The sequence below is a fragment of the Wolbachia endosymbiont (group B) of Schoenobius gigantella genome (genome assembly GCF_964031005.1).
GTDB classification, from domain to species: domain Bacteria; phylum Pseudomonadota; class Alphaproteobacteria; order Rickettsiales; family Anaplasmataceae; genus Wolbachia; species Wolbachia pipientis.
In genome coordinates, this window is the sequence record NZ_OZ035002.1 from 1578431 (window position 1) to 1594747 (window position 16317).

The following is a 16317-nucleotide window of genomic DNA, read 5'->3' on the forward strand; positions in this document are numbered from 1 at the left end:
TACACAATCGTCATTCCGCTACTTGTTAGCGGAATCTATGCCGAGATACCGCGGCGGTATGACGGTTCGCGGTGGTATGACGGTTAAGTAATTCGTCATCCCGCTGCTTGTTAGCGGGATCTAGAGATACCGCGGCGGTATGACGGTTCGCGGCGGCATAGCTATCTTCAAAAATATGGTTGAATAATTGTTAATAATAGTGTATAATTATTAATATTTTTAAGCACTTTGGCTATGGCTTTATCTAAGTTTCTCGACCCTAAGCTGGATTTAACCTTCAAAAAAATATTTGGCACTGAAAAAAACAAGAATATTCTCATACATTTTTTGAATGATATTTTAGGGTTTACCGAGATAAATACTATACAAGAAGTGGAATTCCTCAGTACTATAATGGATCCTGAAATTGCCTCTGATAAGCAAAGTATAGTTGATGTTCTTTGCAGGGACTCTAGTGGGGCTAGGTATGTGATTGAAATGGTGCGACCTGAAAGCCTTCGGTCATATTGTTTAAAAGGAGAGGAATTCATTCAGAAAGAAACTGAAAGGATTCTAAAGCTTATTGAACCAGATGTTTTGCCATCTGAGTCTACGCATCAGTGCGAATTGGGTAACCAGTTGGTGCCGAGCGACGCGGACAATGAACCTCCTCTTGATAAAGAAGATGCTCAATCGTGAGAGAAAGCATAAACTACAAGCATCATGTGGTTGGAGGGCTAGGCTTAGTGGTATGGTGAACGTAAGTGAAGCTTCATAAGTATCGTAACGATTAAAGAGCTAAAGATGCTGATAAGCTCCGACCAAAAGGTAATGTGGATGAGTTACATTTTTCATTTCTGGATGTACGCAAATAATAATTCCCCGGTATAGAGAAGCCACCTAACCCACTATTGTATGACAAAAGGAACAGGATAAGCCTGTATTTTCGCCTATATGGCAGGCAACCCGCAAGGAATGCTGATGGATGTGCAGGTAAAGGATAATGGAGAAAGCGAATGCCATTTTGTAACGAAATGGATAGAATTTGTAACATTAATTCGCGTGAAAACGAGCAGACTTCCATTTGGTCCCTCATGACAAGAAACTTTGTTAACCACTTAAGGTAGGAAAGCAGATGATTACAAGTACAACTGTAAGTGCACCTACCAATAACTCCGAAGCATGGAACCAGTTACCCTGGAAGAAATGCCAAAAAGTTGTTATGAGGCTACAGAGGCGTATTGTTAAGGCTGTCCAACAAGGCAGATGGGGTAAGGTGAAAACTTTACAACACCTTCTCACACGCTCTTTTAGCGGCAAAGCTTTGGCGGTTAAGAGAGTAACTGAAAACCAAGGAAAAAACACAGCAGGTGTAGATCGTCAAATATGGTCAACTTGCAACACAAAATTTCAAGGAATAAAGCTATTAAAACAAAGAGGATACAAACCTTCTCCGCTAAAACGGATATACATCAGTAAGTCTAATGGCAAAAGAAGACCTCTTGGAATCCCTACGATAAAAGATAGAGCCATGCAAGCATTATACTTGTTTGCTTTGGAACCGATAGCTGAAACGATCAGTGATCGTCACTCTTATGGTTTTAGACCAAAAAGATCCTGCGCAGACGCTACTGTGGCTTGTCACTTGTTACTGGCAAGCCGTAACCAACTACAATGGATACTCGAAGGTGATATTAAAGGGTGTTTTGATAACATTAACCATGAATGGCTCATGAAGCATATTCCTATGGAGAAGAAAATTCTTCATAGCTGGTTAAAAGCTGGCTTCCTAGAATCAAAAACTCTGTATTCCACAACTGCAGGTACCCCACAAGGTAGTATCATCTCTCCAATACTAGCAAATCTAGCCCTAAATGGACTTGAAAAATCATTGGAAAGTCAATTTGGTAAACTTGGCAGTAAAAGAAGAAGCAAAATCAGAAGTGGAGTAAATGTAATCAGGTACGCAGATGACTTTATCATTTCAGGAATCACACGCGAAGTACTGGAAAATGAAGTAAAACCTCTAGTATCGTCCTTTCTTCAGGAGAGAGGTCTTATCCTTTCCGAAGAGAAAACAAAAATTACATCTATTACAACAGGGTTTGACTTTCTTGGTTGTAATGTACGCAGGTATAATAAGAAGTTAATTATAAAACCTTCAAAAGAAAGTATTAAGAAACTTCTTAATAAAGCACGTACATTGATAAAGGCAAACATAGCGAACACTCAGGCCGTACTAATCAAGTTGCTCAATTCCCTATTAAGGGGATGGGGAAATTACTACAGCCATGTGTGTGCGAAAAGAGCTTTTAACAAAATAGACCATGAAATTATGTGTGCTCTATGGAAATGGGCAAAGAAAAGACATCCTCGTAAAGGATTACGTTGGATAAAGAATCGTTACTTCAAGGTAATGAAACAACGCCAATGGGTCTTTGCTGCACCCATATGCAAGAACAAACCGAAAGAGATAAGGTATTTAAGACTGCTTAGGTTGATTGATATACCTATCAGACGACATGTTAAAATCAGGGCGGATGCAAATCCACTTGACTTAAAATGGAAAAAGTATTTTGATGAAAGAGTGAAACAAACAAAAATTTTAGCAAGCTCTTTCTCAAGAGAAGGTTCTCTACTGTTGGTGTCACCATTAAGAATGATGTTTTCTGAGGAATCATGAAGGACAAGCCGGTTCGAGAAAAGAAGGACTTAGATAAGGGGCTCAAGCGTAGTGTGGGGAAACCTGCATGCTGCGTTTCTAAGGGAGGGAGTAGTAGCAATACTACTTCCTTACCTAACCAGCTCACTCGCGATAAAGGCTTCGAAAAACGAGCTCAACTATATGCTGCTAAGGCTTACTCAAGGCAAGCTGATAAATCTGGTAAGTACATTGATTTAAAGAAGGTTTTCTTTATTGCTATCTCTAATTGTAATTTATTTCCTGATAAGCTTGATTATATATCCAGCCACACTATAAGAGATGAGAAAACCTATGAGCATGACTTAAAAGATTTTCAATTTGTATTTATTGAACTACCTAAATTTCCTAAGAATAAGGAAGAACAGCTAGAAAGCATAGTGGATCGTTGGTTATTTTTCTTCAAATATGCAGATGAAACTACGGAAGAAGACTTAAGGAAAATAGCAGAAAAAGCACCAATAATAAAGTTAGCCTACGATGAATTAGACAGGTTTAGCTGGAATGAAAAAGATTTAGTAGCTTATGAAGAAAGAATAATGGATCTACGGAAAGAAGAAGCCATTCTTGAATACAGACTTGACCTTGCTACTGAAAAAGGCATCCAAATTGGCGAAGAAAGAGGCATCAAAATCGGTAAAGAGGAAGGGAAAATTGAAGGAAAAATCGAAGTCGCAAAAGCAATGCTGGCTAACAATGTTGATGTCAACACTATTGTCAAATTTACTGGCCTTTCTATTAGTGAGATTGAAGAATTAAGTGTGAACGGTACAGAGTAATTTCAAAGTGCATTTGCAGTTGGAACGGATACATTTAATGAGAGTCCCATTTCACGGTGTTCAAATCTACTCCTTCTTGTACCATCTCCCAAAGTGGGCTCATTTCTCTCAGTCGGCCAACATTTTTAGCAACAAGATCTGCTGCATACAAAACTTCTTCTCTAGTTGTAAATCGGCCTAGGCCAAATCTAATTGATGAATGCTCAAGGTCATGGCCATTATTTAGCGACCGTACTACATAGGAAGGCTCAAGAGACGCAGACGTGCACGCAGAACCAGAACTTACTGCTAAATCCTTGATTGCCATGATGAGAGACTCACCCTCAACATAGGGAAAGCTCAAGTTTAGGTTGCCAGGAATTCTATTTTCATAATCACCATTTAAAACGATATCAGGAAACGCTTCTTTTATCTTGTTATACAAAATATCCCTTAATTCTTCCACTCTAGTTGTTTCTTTTTTCATTTCTTCTCTAGCAATACGTGCCGCTTCACCAAAACCAACTGCAAGAGGTGTTGGAACTGTTCCAGAACGCATGCCTCTTTCCTGTCCACCACCACTAATTAGTGGTATCAGCCTAACACGAGGATTCTTTCTACGTACATATAATGCGCCTATTCCCATAGGTCCATAAATTTTGTGGCTAGAGAGACTCATAAGATCAATGCACATCTCATTAACATCAATTGGAACTTTTCCAAAGCTTTGAGCTGCATCTGTATGGAAAAATATATTATGCTTTCTGCATATTTTACCAATCTCCTTTACAGGCTGAATTACTCCGATTTCATTATTTACCATCATTACTGAAATCAAAATTGTTTTATCAGTAATTGCTTCCTCAAGCTTTGATAAATCTATAATTCCGTTTTGCTTAACAGGCAAATATGTAACTTTAAAGCCTTCATTTTCCAGATGCCGACAAGAATCCAGAACACACTTATGCTCCGTGCAGACAGTGATTATATGATTTCCTTTATTTTTATAAAAGTGAGCAACGCCCTTGATTGCCGTATTATTTGACTCAGTTGCACCTGAGGTAAAGATAATTTCTTTGCTATCTGCGTTCACCAGATCAGCGATGTGTTTCCTTGCTTTTTCCACTGCTTCTTCAGCAGTCCAACCAAATGAATGGCTGCGAGAGTGTGCATTGCTGAACTCACCAAAGTAAGGTATCATCACCTCTAAAACACGGGGATCTACTTTAGTAGTAGATTGATAATCAAGAAATATTGGTAATTTTATTTTAGCATCGTGTATTTTTTTACTTTCAACATTCATAAAGCTACCACGGAGACAAAATTTACAATTATTTTACAGCATTAAAACTTAATTTTTTCAAGATATAATCTTGCATCAAGTACAAAAGTGTCATCCAAGTAGCTGACACATAACTGTACGAACATTTATTTGCGAAAGCAGTGTGTTAAATGTTATAGCCAGTTTTGCCTCAAACACAAAGGCAGTGCCCAGACACTGGGATGACACCCTATTGGTGGCAATTGCTTCCAAATCATAATGTTTGTACAGCTGTGCGCCGTGCGCTGGAATCCGTTTTAGCCCTTATCTATATCTCAGTTCCACCAACAGTTATTGCGTCGACTTTGAGTGTCGGCTGACCAACTCCAACGGGCACATTTTGTCCATCTTTCGAGCATGTGCCAACACCAGGATCTAACTTTAAGTCATTACCAACCATAGATACTTTTTTCAACACTGTTGGACCGTCACCAATTAGTGTTGCTCCTTTTACTGGCTGTGTAATTTTGCCATTTTCTATTAGGTAAGCTTCCGAAGATGAAAAAACAAATTTTCCTGACGTTATATCAACCTGCCCACCACCGAAATTTACTGCATATAGACCTTTCTTTACGCTAGATATTATTTCCTTCGGTGTATACTTTCCGGGCAACATATAGGTGTTTGTCATGCGCGGCATAATAACTTCTTTATAACTTTCTCTTCTACCATTACCAGTTGGGCTTACACCCATGAGTTTAGCGTTCATATGATCCTGCATGTATCCTTTTAGGATCCCATCCTCTATCAATATATTATAACTGGGTGGAGTGCCTTCATCGTCTACGCTGATAGAGCCGCGCAAATTGGGCAGAGTTCCGTCATCAACTACTGTGATGTCACTAGCTGCTACTTGTTTACCCACAGAATTTGAAAATGCTGAGACTTTTTTGCGATTGAAGTCGCCCTCAAGTCCATGACCCACGGCTTCGTGTAACAATATTCCTGGCCAGCCTGGACCTAAAACGACTGTCATTTCTCCGGCTGGAGTTGGAATTGCTTCAAGATTTACCAGTGCTTGTTCTAACGCTTGGTTTGCAACTTCTTTCCACTTTTTCTCAGAAATAAACTTACTATAAGAGTCCCTTCCACCATGCCCTGCAGAACCTCTTTCGGTACGGCCATCTTTTTCTACAATGACTAGCACATTAAAACGTACCAGAGGCCTGATATCGCTTAATCTGTGATCACCCTTTATTATTTGTACAACTTGCCATTCTCCACTTAGAGTTATTTTTACTTGCTTCACGCAGTTATTTTTGGACCTTACATACTCATTAACCTCATTGAGTAGCTTAATCTTTGAATTCAGATCCATTTCATTTATAGGGTTAATCCTCGAATATAGGCTTTTTGTCTCTTCGTTTAAATTTATTGAATTTGTCTTGTTTAAAGACACTGAGCTTTTTACCATAGAAGCAGCATTACTAATTTCTTTTTCGCTGATCTCAGAAGAACAAACGAAAGATGTACTATCTTCACAAAAAGACCTTAAACCAAATCCCCTTCTAGTATTCAAGTCCATGTGTTTTAATATGTTATCCTCAAAAACGAGGGACTCCGACTGGCAAAATTCTAGAAACAGCTCACCACCATCGCTATTGCTCAAAGCGTTATTGACTATTTTATATACGTTATTAATATTAACATTGTTTTGAGCAAAAAATATTTGATCTAGATTTGGCATTACCTTTGAACTAAAAATTGTTTAAGTATATTATTTAACTTTAACATAGTAAACTATAAAAAGCCCGGGTGGCGGAATTGGTAGACGCGCTAGCTTCAGGTGCTAGTAACTTTTTAAGTTGTGGAAGTTCAAGTCTTCTCTCGGGCACTCTTAGCTTCCATATTGCTTATTGAATTAATTAATGTTATAATATAACATATTAGGTAATATTTATGCTATGTATGGTGAAAAAGATAAGTTAGCCTACAGAAAGAAGGTACGAACTTACTCGAAACGCTTAGTTACTACACTATCTACTATCTCTTTCATTGGATACATAGCGGCATTGGTCTTGAATATTCCTGTCTTAAGTCTGTATTTTAGTATTGCCGGCACTATATTCAGTGCACTTTCGTTTGCTTTAAATATATGGTCACTAAATGATCATTCCCGACAACAGAATCTTAATAAGAAATCTGGCATAAAAAACACTCCAGGACAAAAAAAGTTAACAAAGATCTATCTTGATATAGCATCCAGTGCTTCATTTCTAATAGGAGGTATTGCATCTATGTCGCTTTTTGAGTCTTCTGTTATTTATTTTGTTTCTACGCCTTTTTTTATTCTAGGCTGTGTTATTATGGCAGCTAATATCGTTCAAACTATGATTAGTGAACCACAGACAAAAAACGTCCTTGAGAATCTCTCTTCAAATACTGCAAGAGTACAAGCTTAAGTATTAACTTATTTAACTTATACAGGAATATTAGCTATATAATTCCACTGAAGGAAGCCATTCAAAAGAGTTCGATGTAATTAGCGTCAAAAAAGTGTAAGCAGAAATTGTGGGCTTATTGGGGTAGGAGCGCTTAGTACTCCTACTTCCACATAAATTACTTGAATAATTGCTCAAGCTATCAAAATAAAAGTTTTTATTCAGTAATTTGTGTATAAAGGGTACTATTTTACTAGTAGTGAAATAAATCAGAATGAAGTCTATTTTATTAACGAGGCCTTTATTGGATTCGTTCAATACAAGAAATATATTGAGAAAGTATGGATACAAAGTTTATATAGAACCAGTATTCACAATAAAGTACTTAAATCCTGATATATCTGCACACGAATTTGACGTTGTAATATCCACAAGTAAAAACAGTGTAAAGGCTTTTAGTCAAATATGCAAAGTGGATGACTTTCCGATTATTACAGTTGGTAATTCAACCATGCAGGCTGCAAAAAATTTGGGATTTTCTGATATAATCTCAGCAGACAGCAACGTTGATGGTCTGATATCATTCATAAAAGCTCACTATTCAAGTGCAATAAAGTTCTTATATATAAGAGGACAAGAAGTATCATGTGACCTAAAAAAGAGATTATCTGAAGAAGATTTTAACGTAAGAGAAGTTGTACTCTATAAAACAATCATTAAAAGGAGTCTAACTAATAGGTGTAAAAATTTACTGTTGGATGGTAAAATTGGTAGTGTTGCTTTTTTTTCCTCACAGACAGCAAGGGTATTTTGTTCATTAGTTCTAAAAAGTGGGCTATCTCATGTGATGAATAATACAGTTGCATATACCATGAGTAAAAACATTGCTGATAGTTTAAAGTTAATCAAGTGGAAAAAAATTATAACATCGAGGTTGCCTACTGGGGAGAGTTTAATTGATATAATTAATAAGGATTGCTGATGCTAAAGATTGCAACTTGGAATGTAAACTCCATACGTAAAAGAGTTAACCAACTTTGTAGTTTTATAGTTGATAGTCAGATAGATATAGTTTTGCTGCAAGAGATAAAATGTACGGAAGAGCAATTTCCTTATGCGGAGATAGAAAAGTTAGGATATGAATATGCTATCTATGGACAAGTTGCAAGAAATGGCGTTTGTGTTTTATCTAAATATCCGATACTGGAGAAGTTTAAAATTGACATTGTGGAAAGTCATCAAGAAGCACGTTATATAGAGTGCGTGATAAAGTATACCAATAGTAAGATAAGGGTAGGAAGTGTATACGTGCCAAACGGTCAAAGCCCGGACTCTCACGCATTTGAATATAAACTCAAGTTTTTTGATAACCTATATGAAAGGATGAGCACTTTGTTGAAGAATGAAGAGTTAACTATTATAGCTGGCGATTATAATATTGCACCGGATGAAATTGATGTTTTTGATTCAAACTTATTGAATGGCCAAGTGTGCTTTCATATAAGAGAACGTGAGAAGTTAAGAGCGATCTTGAATCTTGGGTTTAAAGATGCGTTTAGAATATCTCACCCAAATTTGCAACAATTCACTTGGTGGCATTATCAAGGCAATTCACTCAGAAATAATCAAGGAATGCGAATAGATTATATGCTGTTATCACCACAAGCTGTAGATAAATTGGAAACATGCTACATAGATGATAGATTGCGTAAGCTAGAAAATCCGTCTGACCATACTCCTGTTGTATGTGCTATAGAATAATAGCAGATCTCTTACACAATTCACTTTTAGCAAACCTGAGTAGTCTTACCTTTGCTGCTCTGTGGTTTTTCCCTTCGTTTGTTTTCCTTTCCTGTCCAAGATTGATCGTGCTGCTCACTTTTTTCGTTTCCTACCTGGGAAATTTGCTCAGGAACAGGCTGTTGTTCACTCTTTTCTTTTCCTTGGGAAATTTGTTCAGAAACAGAGGTGCCTTTCTCAACTTCTGTAACTGGGGTTTTTAAAATATCATCAATGCCCTCGAGAATTTTTCCATTCAGTTTTGCTCTCTTTTCTGTATCATCTTTATCTTGTGAGCTAGGGTCATACAAAGTACCTTTTTTGTTATTTGAAAAAAGAACCTCCACTCCTCCTTTTATGGCAAATATTGTGCCGATAGCAGTAAGAACTACTCCGAGTGTAGTAGGACCAAAAATTAACATTGGAATAGTGGAAAGAAGGACAGGAAAAAAGATCTTGCTTAAGAACGTTGTTACCATCTCTTCATCACTGAGTGGTGGTTCATCCTCTTCTTTCTTGTCTTTACCTAAGAATGGTATTTTTTCTTTCATCCCATCCATAAAGGAGCCAGAAATATTTTTCGGGTCTATTTTGATCCCTCCAATTAGCAGCAGCAGCATTTCCAATACAAACTTTATGGATGAATCTTTAGCTTCTGTACCACGTATATCAGCTACACACTTGGTTATTATTTGTTGTATTTTATCATTATTTAATTTCTCTTCTCTAGCTAAGCCTTGCTCTCTAATTTCTTTAAACATAGAAAGTAAAAACTGAGAAAAATTCTCTTCACTGAGTGGTTTTATATCTTTTGGATTGACATTATTAAGTAGTATGTCCTTATAAGCTGATATAAAATAATCAGTTATTTCTTTGTTCTCCTTTAATTCGGCTTTACCTTCTAATACTTTTACAAAGTAATCATAGATTACCTGATGTTCCTCTTTTTCAAAAATTTTCTCATCTTTGTTAGTTACCTGATTTGAAGGTTCCAAATTCTTTGTTTGTGGAGTTAATATTTTTGTCATAACTGAGTTACTCACATTTACTATACTTCAATTGTAGCATATTTTTCATATTAATTCAAATAATCTATACTCCTAGAATTCACGATGTTTAAGTCATAATTAAGGGAATTTAGACCCCAGTTGTCGCCAATTTTTATTTCTACTTCAAGTGGTATAGAAATTTCTATTGCATTTTCCATTATATCTTTTATAAGTTTTGCTGTTTCTTGCACCTTTTCGTCTTCTACTTCAACCAGTAGTTCATCGTGAACCTGGAGGATTATTTTACCTACTTTCAATTGGTCAAAAAGCTGAATTGTCGCACGTTTTATTATATCAGCAGCGGTTCCTTGCAGTGGTGCGTTTATTGCTGCCCTTTCTGCAAATTGTCTTATATAAGGAATTGTATTGTTTATGTCTCTTACAAAGCATCTCCTGCCAAACAAAGTTTCTACATAACCATGCAATCTTGCGATAGACACTGCTTTTTCCATATAGGCCTTTATTTCTGGGTAACAGGAAAAATAGTAATTAATGTATTCAGCAGCTTCCGCAATGGTAATTCCAAGCCGCTTTGCAAGACCAAATGGGCTAATGCCATATATAATTCCAAAATTGATGGATTTTGCTTTGCGTCTTAATTGCTCATCTATTTCTTGCACTCCAAAAACTTGCCTTGCGGTGATCTCATGAATATCTTGTCCGTTTGCAAAAGCTTCTTTAAATGCTGCAACGTTTGCAACGTGTGCCAGGAGTCTTAATTCTATTTGCGAATAGTCAGCAGAAATTATCTTATGCCCTTTTGGCGCAATAAATGCTTGTCTGATAAGATTTCCCTCTTCGCTTCTGATAGGAATATTCTGTAAATTAGGATTGCTGGAGCTCAGCCTTCCAGTTGCAGTTGCAGTCGTTGAAAAGCTTGTGTGTATTCTACCATCAAGTGGATCAACTTGCTTTATTAATGCATCAGTGTAGGTGCCTTTTAATTTACTTAAATGTCGCCAATTTAAGATTTTACTTGCGATTTCTACCCCTTCTTCTTCGAGTGCCTCTAGAACTTCATAATTGGTGCTATACGATCCAGATTTTTTTGACTTTTTCTTTTTATTAAGCCCCATTTTGTTGAATAAAACATCACTTAATTGTTTTGGCGAAGCAATATTAAATCTTTCTCCTGCCAAATTATATATCTCATCTTCAAGCACGGCAATTACCTGCTGAAATTTATCGGACAGCTCCTGTAATTTTTGTATGTTCAGTAATATCCCATTTTTCTCCATATCAAATATTACTTTCATAAGTGGCTTATCGAAGCGCTCGTAAATTGTGAGCAATTTTTCCTGAAATAACCTTTGCTTTAGCTTTTCATGAATTGCTATTAAAGTTTTTGCCGAGAAAATTTCTGCATTTTCACTCAAATTATGCGCAACTATGTTTGGAATACTGTGATCATGCTTTCCTGTATCCAAGCTATACGACATTATCATCAAATCATCAACTGAATCTAACATCTTCTCTATTGCAGGGAAGATTTTCCTGATCTCTTTAATGTTATGTATTATTTTAAGCACTCCATTTGAGAGCAAAGTTAAGTTAATTATAATGAGTGCATCTTGTATGCTGTCTTGCTCTATATAAAAAATATTACTTTCGCTATAAGATAGACTTAATACATTGTTTTCAAGGTGGTAATGAATTGCAATTTTGCCTTCATATCTACAATGCTCTAAAAATTTCTCTAACTCTTCACTACTATACTCTATTTTTTCTTCTGTGCTAGACCCACTATAGGAAAAAAGCTTTTCCACTTTCCCTATCAAGGAATTGAATTCATACTTCTTTAAAAAGGATAATAGTTTTTCCATATTTGGAGGGCGAACTTCACATTTTGCAATATCATGTTGAAGGTCTACTTTTTCGCATAGTGATAAAAGTTCTCTTGAAATTAGCGCTTTTTCCTTATGTTCAGCAAGAATATTACGAATCCTCGTTTGCTCGATGTTATCAATGTTCTCTATAATATTATTCAATGAATCAAATTCATCTAGTAATTTAGCTGCAGTCTTCGGACCTATTCCCGGAACGCCTGGAATGTTGTCAGATGCATCACCAGTTAGAGAAAATAAATCAAGAAGCTTGTGTGAGTTTACGCCAAATTTTTCTATTACTTGTTTTTCATCTATATATATATTTTTAATGGGGTCGAATATTAAAATATTGTGGTTCAAGAGTTGAAATAAATCTTTATCTGATGAAACGACTACCACTTTAAAGTCTTGGTGGTTGGCGTATTTTGCAGCTAGTGTTGCAATTATATCATCTGCTTCATAACCTTCAATCTCTTCATAGCTGAGGTTAAAAGCTTCTACCGCTTCCCTCAGTATGGTGAACTGTGGAGTTAGATCCTCAGGAGGCGTTACTCTGTTCGCTTTGTACTCAGGATATAAATTGTGCCTAAAATTCTTTTTCCCTGCATCAAGTGCTATAGTTAAGTAGTCCGAATGGGCAATGTACTTAAGAACCATATTCAGAAAGCCATATACACCACCTATTGGCATTCCTGTTGTGGTAATTAAGTGAGGTAGTACATAGTAAGCTCTGAAAAGAAAACCATAGCCATCGATGATTGTGAAAGTTTTTTCTTTCATTGTAGATATTTATGCGTGCTTTTGATGGTCCACTATTTAGCTGAGAAAATCAAGTTTTTGTTTTTCTGCTTTTGAGCGTTGTAAGAGATTTTACCGAAAATAGCATTCATGATGGGGATGTACACATATGACCTTACCCAGAAAAAGTGGAGAGAAAGTGTGGAATGTTTTTTACAAAAAGAATGATGCATCAAATTGTTCTGGAATGCAATAGTTAATAGTGACGTTGTTTGTTATAAAAAATTTCTATGTATTCAAATATTGCAGTTCTAGTTTGTTGAGCAGAGTGTTGTGAAGTATCAATAAGTATTTCTCTTTTCAATGAGCTAAAGAAGCTTTCTGCAACAGAATTGTCGTAACAACAGCCTTTATTACTCATCTATATTCTTTACAGCTAAGAGATATTGATACCCTTGCGCAGTATATTGTGAACCTTGGTCACTGTGCAGCAGTAGATTTTTAACAGGTTTACGCCTATTAATGGCCATTAATAAAGAGTTCATAACCAATTGTTTATTTATTGCACTACTCATTAACTACCATACGTGAGAATTATTGCTGCCAAATATAGCCATCCCTCCTTGGTTTTGATGTAAGTAATCCCATACTTTATTTGGTTGATCAACAATAAAGTTTTGATCTAGTATATTGGGAGCTACAGCTCTATTATCTGTTTGTTGTTTTTTAATTTTAAACTTTCTTCTCAGTATAGCCCTGATGTCATTTTTCTGCATAATACTTTGCACCGTTTTCAAATTGCAACTTTTACCCAAAGCCTTCAATTCAGCATGAATTTTAGGAGCTCCATATCTACATTTAGAAACTTGATATATTTTTTGAATAGCTTCGAGTAGCTCCTTATTTGCTGATTCTCTACTGCTTATTTTTCTTGTGGTCCACTTATAGTAGCCACTAGCAGAAAATCCTACATAATTCCTGTACTTTATAGCAGTTACTATATAAAAAAATATTTTACTCTTTTTGACTGGCCAGGGCTTTTTTTTAAATGTCTCTTTCCCTTGTTACTCTTGCTTTGTAAATCAAACCTCTCTTTGTCATAAGGTGCTACATCTGGAAATGCATTTGCCGCTGACTTTTTTTCGTTGTGTTTCTTTATCCATTTTCCTAATAAACCACCCTTTATTCCTAAATCTCTTGCTATTTTTGTAATTGTTTGACCTACCTTTCTTTGTTCATTTGCCAGCTTAACAGCTTCCAATTTGAATTCTGCCGTATATTCTCTTACCATTTCTAATCCTCCAAAATTTTATTTTACCCAAAAAAACTCTTTTCTTTCTCTCCACTTTTTCTGGGTAAGGTCACTATTTCTTAAGTAATTTACACTTCAGAGTTTATCTGCTTTAAAGTTTACTCTATTCTGTTTCAGCATTTGTCATAAATCCTTAATTATTTCTGACTTTTTAGTTCAGTTTTTAACCATTCTTTCCTTAACTTAATGGCAGTGACAATAAGCCTATCTATCATTCTGATGTGATTTCAGTTTTGTTTACGTGCAAACTCTCTAATCCCACCTTGTAGTTAGGATAAATTAGAGAGACATTAAGATCTTTTTTAATTTTAACATTACTTACTCTCTTTGATCCTAAATAAAAACTCTGTGCATAATCTGGTAACTCAATTGGTTCTGGAGGGCTAACATTGAGAAGTTTGGTCGCATATATTACCACTTCAGATTGTGTAGTGGGTAAATCGTCTGCACAATTGTATATTTCACCAGGTTTTATGTTTTGCATGGAAGAAAATAAAATATTTGATATATCTTCAACGTGAATACGAGAAAAAAAATGCCCTTCTTTTTTCACATTCCTTGCTTTGCCAAGCTGCAAGTCAATTAACACGTTCCTACCAGGACCGTATATTCCAGCTAAACGAAAAATATGTACAGGCAATCTGCTATTCAGCCACCTCTTTTCAGATCTAAGGCGCTTTTCTCCTCTGATTTCTATAGGTTTTGTTTCAGATTCCTCATTCACCCAATTACCAGAGTGATCACCATAGACGCTAGTTGCAGACAAATAACCGAACCATTTTACATTTTGCAGGCAATCACCGTATCTCTCCACAACATCATCGCCATCTGGAGGAATAGAAATTAAAACGTGCGTTGCGCTTTTAAGCAGATCTTGACTAACTTTCTCATAATTAAAGAGGATTACATCTTGTATATTTTTACTTCTTGATGTGCCACTGACTTTCCAACCTAAGTTCAGTAATTTTTTCGATAAAAATTTAGCTACATATCCATAACCAAAGCAAAACAAGTGCATGAAAATTAATTTTTAAAATTCTTCTTGATAAATTCTACTCCTAATTTTATTCCCTCTTCATTAATAATATGCCCTAATGCATGAATTGGGTGTCCTTCAACATTTACTCCATTTTCTTTCAGAGCTTTAACCGCTAAGTCGAGGGACGAAAAAGGTACCACGTCGTCAGCATCACCATGGATAACACATATGTTAGGTTTTGATTTGATCTCTGGTGCAGTTTTTGAAGGTGAAAGAAACCTACCAGAGTATGCAACAACTGATGCACAGGATTGAGAGCGGGTGAGAGCTGTATGTATTGCAAGCATTGCTCCTTGAGAAAATCCAACTAAAGAAAGTTGCGTATCTTTTAAATTAAGCTCCTTTAATTTTGTATCAATGAAATGATTTACAATTGATGTAGCATTTTTTACTCCATTATATAGCGCTTCCTCACTACGATCTTCCAAGCTGAACCACTGATAACCATCACCTATTTCTCTTTCAAACGGAGCATTGGGTACTGTAAAATATGAACCCAGTAAAAACTTGCTCATAACTTTAGCAAGGTGAATGAAATTATCGCCACTTGAGCCCCAACCATGTAAAAAAATAATCAAATTTTTCTTATTTCCGCCTGCACAAATTTCTGGGCCTTTAAGTTCAATCATTTCTTTTCCTTTTGCGTTTATATTTTTATTTAACACTAATTTTCAAATTTGTAAAACCAATGTGCAATTACGTTCCCGATACTACAGATAAAGTGACTTAGGTTCATCGACGATTTGAAAAACCGTCATTCCGCTACTCGTTAGCGGCTGAGATACCGCGAATGAATCGCGGTATGACGTAGGGAAAACCTTAGCTATAAACCTCAGAAATAAGAAAACAAACTAGAAAAAATACCTCACTATAACTGCAGCCTTAAGCAACGTACCTTATTTATTTACGAAAACTGGTATAAATGCTATGCAAGTAGCTACACTACTTGCATGACATCAACAATTGACCTCGACTTACCGTCCAACTAGAAAGTTGTATATAGAATGACAGAAATCCAGATGTTATTTACTTACTTTCGATCTTTTCTATCAATTTTTTAACTAAACCTCTTAGCTTCTTACTGGATTCATCAAGCTCTTGAATTTGCGAGCTGCGCTCTTTCATTAGTTCCTTATAGTTACCTCTTATGTAGTCAATCATTTCCTTCATCTGAGCAATCATCTTGTTAGCATCCATGCTGTCCAAATCAGGTATCATGTTAGGCATAGCGCCTTCTAACATACCGCCAGCCATAAGCTGCTGAGACATTTGCATAAATGGTTTTAAAGTCTGATTAAGCAATTCAGGATCCTTGGCTAATTTTTCTATTTGCTCTTTGCAAGTATCCATATACTGCTTCATAAATTCATCTTCTTGCACTTTACCTGTCATAATTACACCTACTTGAAAATATCGATTCTTTATTATATATTG

Annotated in this window: 13 protein-coding genes, 1 tRNA gene and 2 pseudogenes; 8 read left to right on the plus strand and 8 right to left on the minus strand. The window is 36.1% G+C overall.

Annotation, left to right across the window (positions count from 1 at the left end):
* Nucleotides 1-234 precede the first annotated feature (234 nt).
* The 4 genes and pseudogenes from ACQH2O_RS07465 to ACQH2O_RS07480 form a co-directional block, all read left to right on the plus strand.
* A pseudogene (locus tag ACQH2O_RS07465) lies at nt 235-480 on the plus strand (PD-(D/E)XK nuclease family transposase); the annotation flags it as partial.
* Nucleotides 481-933: 453 nt separating this feature from the next.
* Complete coding sequence (locus ACQH2O_RS07470) at nt 934-1077, plus strand: hypothetical protein (protein WP_173862902.1); 144 nt, start codon at nt 934-936, stop codon at nt 1075-1077.
* A gap of 37 nt (nt 1078-1114) precedes the next feature.
* Nucleotides 1115-2662 carry a group II intron reverse transcriptase/maturase gene (gene ltrA, locus ACQH2O_RS07475; protein ID WP_425385084.1) on the plus strand — a complete coding sequence of 516 codons (1548 nt, stop codon included), beginning with the start codon at nt 1115-1117 and terminating at the stop codon, nt 2660-2662.
* Nucleotides 2659-3459 carry an Rpn family recombination-promoting nuclease/putative transposase gene (locus ACQH2O_RS07480; RefSeq protein WP_070356954.1) on the plus strand — a complete coding sequence of 267 codons (801 nt, stop codon included), beginning with the start codon at nt 2659-2661 and terminating at the stop codon, nt 3457-3459. The genes ltrA and ACQH2O_RS07480 overlap by 4 nt, the downstream gene beginning before the upstream one ends.
* 34 nt (nt 3460-3493) lie before the next feature.
* Here the strand turns inward: ACQH2O_RS07480 and ACQH2O_RS07485 are convergent, their stop codons facing one another.
* Both ACQH2O_RS07485 and tldD read right to left on the minus strand, forming a co-directional pair.
* The gene (locus tag ACQH2O_RS07485) at nt 3494-4741 is read right to left on the minus strand and encodes an IscS subfamily cysteine desulfurase (protein WP_010081919.1); all 1248 of its coding nucleotides are present in this window, start codon (nt 4739-4741) and stop codon (nt 3494-3496) included.
* 286 nt (nt 4742-5027) lie between these two features.
* Complete coding sequence (tldD, locus tag ACQH2O_RS07490) at nt 5028-6446, minus strand: metalloprotease TldD (protein WP_010962974.1); 1419 nt, start codon at nt 6444-6446, stop codon at nt 5028-5030.
* A gap of 62 nt (nt 6447-6508) precedes the next feature.
* On the opposite strand from tldD, the gene ACQH2O_RS07495 reads away from it, so the two are divergent.
* From ACQH2O_RS07495 to ACQH2O_RS07510, 4 genes are all read left to right on the plus strand, one after another.
* A tRNA-Leu gene (locus ACQH2O_RS07495) sits at nt 6509-6593 on the plus strand.
* A gap of 70 nt (nt 6594-6663) precedes the next feature.
* Nucleotides 6664-7161 (plus strand): hypothetical protein, encoded by a 498-nt coding sequence (locus ACQH2O_RS07500; protein WP_010962975.1) that lies wholly within the window; start codon nt 6664-6666, stop codon nt 7159-7161.
* Between the two features lie 253 nt (nt 7162-7414).
* On the plus strand, nt 7415-8122 hold the full coding sequence (locus ACQH2O_RS07505; RefSeq protein WP_010962976.1) for a uroporphyrinogen-III synthase: 708 nt from the start codon (nt 7415-7417) through the stop codon (nt 8120-8122).
* Complete coding sequence (locus tag ACQH2O_RS07510; protein ID WP_010962977.1) at nt 8122-8901, plus strand: exodeoxyribonuclease III; 780 nt, start codon at nt 8122-8124, stop codon at nt 8899-8901. The genes ACQH2O_RS07505 and ACQH2O_RS07510 overlap by 1 nt, the downstream gene beginning before the upstream one ends.
* A 26-nt stretch (nt 8902-8927) precedes the next feature.
* Here ACQH2O_RS07510 and ACQH2O_RS07515 read toward each other — a convergent pair whose 3' ends face one another.
* From ACQH2O_RS07515 to ACQH2O_RS07540, 6 genes and pseudogenes are all read right to left on the minus strand, one after another.
* Nucleotides 8928-9947 (minus strand): hypothetical protein, encoded by a 1020-nt coding sequence (locus ACQH2O_RS07515; RefSeq protein WP_070356955.1) that lies wholly within the window; start codon nt 9945-9947, stop codon nt 8928-8930.
* 50 nt (nt 9948-9997) lie between these two features.
* Nucleotides 9998-12574, minus strand: a complete 2577-nt coding sequence (gene polA / locus ACQH2O_RS07520; protein ID WP_010962979.1) for a DNA polymerase I — start codon at nt 12572-12574, stop codon at nt 9998-10000.
* Nucleotides 12575-12745: 171 nt separating this feature from the next.
* Nucleotides 12746-13823 (minus strand): annotated as a pseudogene (locus ACQH2O_RS07525) (IS3 family transposase).
* Between the two features lie 232 nt (nt 13824-14055).
* Nucleotides 14056-14862, minus strand: a complete 807-nt coding sequence (locus tag ACQH2O_RS07530; RefSeq protein WP_010082068.1) for an SDR family oxidoreductase — start codon at nt 14860-14862, stop codon at nt 14056-14058.
* A 5-nt stretch (nt 14863-14867) separates the two neighbouring features.
* Nucleotides 14868-15512: an alpha/beta hydrolase gene (locus ACQH2O_RS07535; protein ID WP_010962980.1), complete on the minus strand. Its 645-nt coding sequence runs from the start codon at nt 15510-15512 to the stop codon at nt 14868-14870.
* A gap of 397 nt (nt 15513-15909) precedes the next feature.
* Nucleotides 15910-16275 (minus strand): hypothetical protein, encoded by a 366-nt coding sequence (locus ACQH2O_RS07540; protein ID WP_138264783.1) that lies wholly within the window; start codon nt 16273-16275, stop codon nt 15910-15912.
* Nucleotides 16276-16317 lie beyond the last annotated feature (42 nt).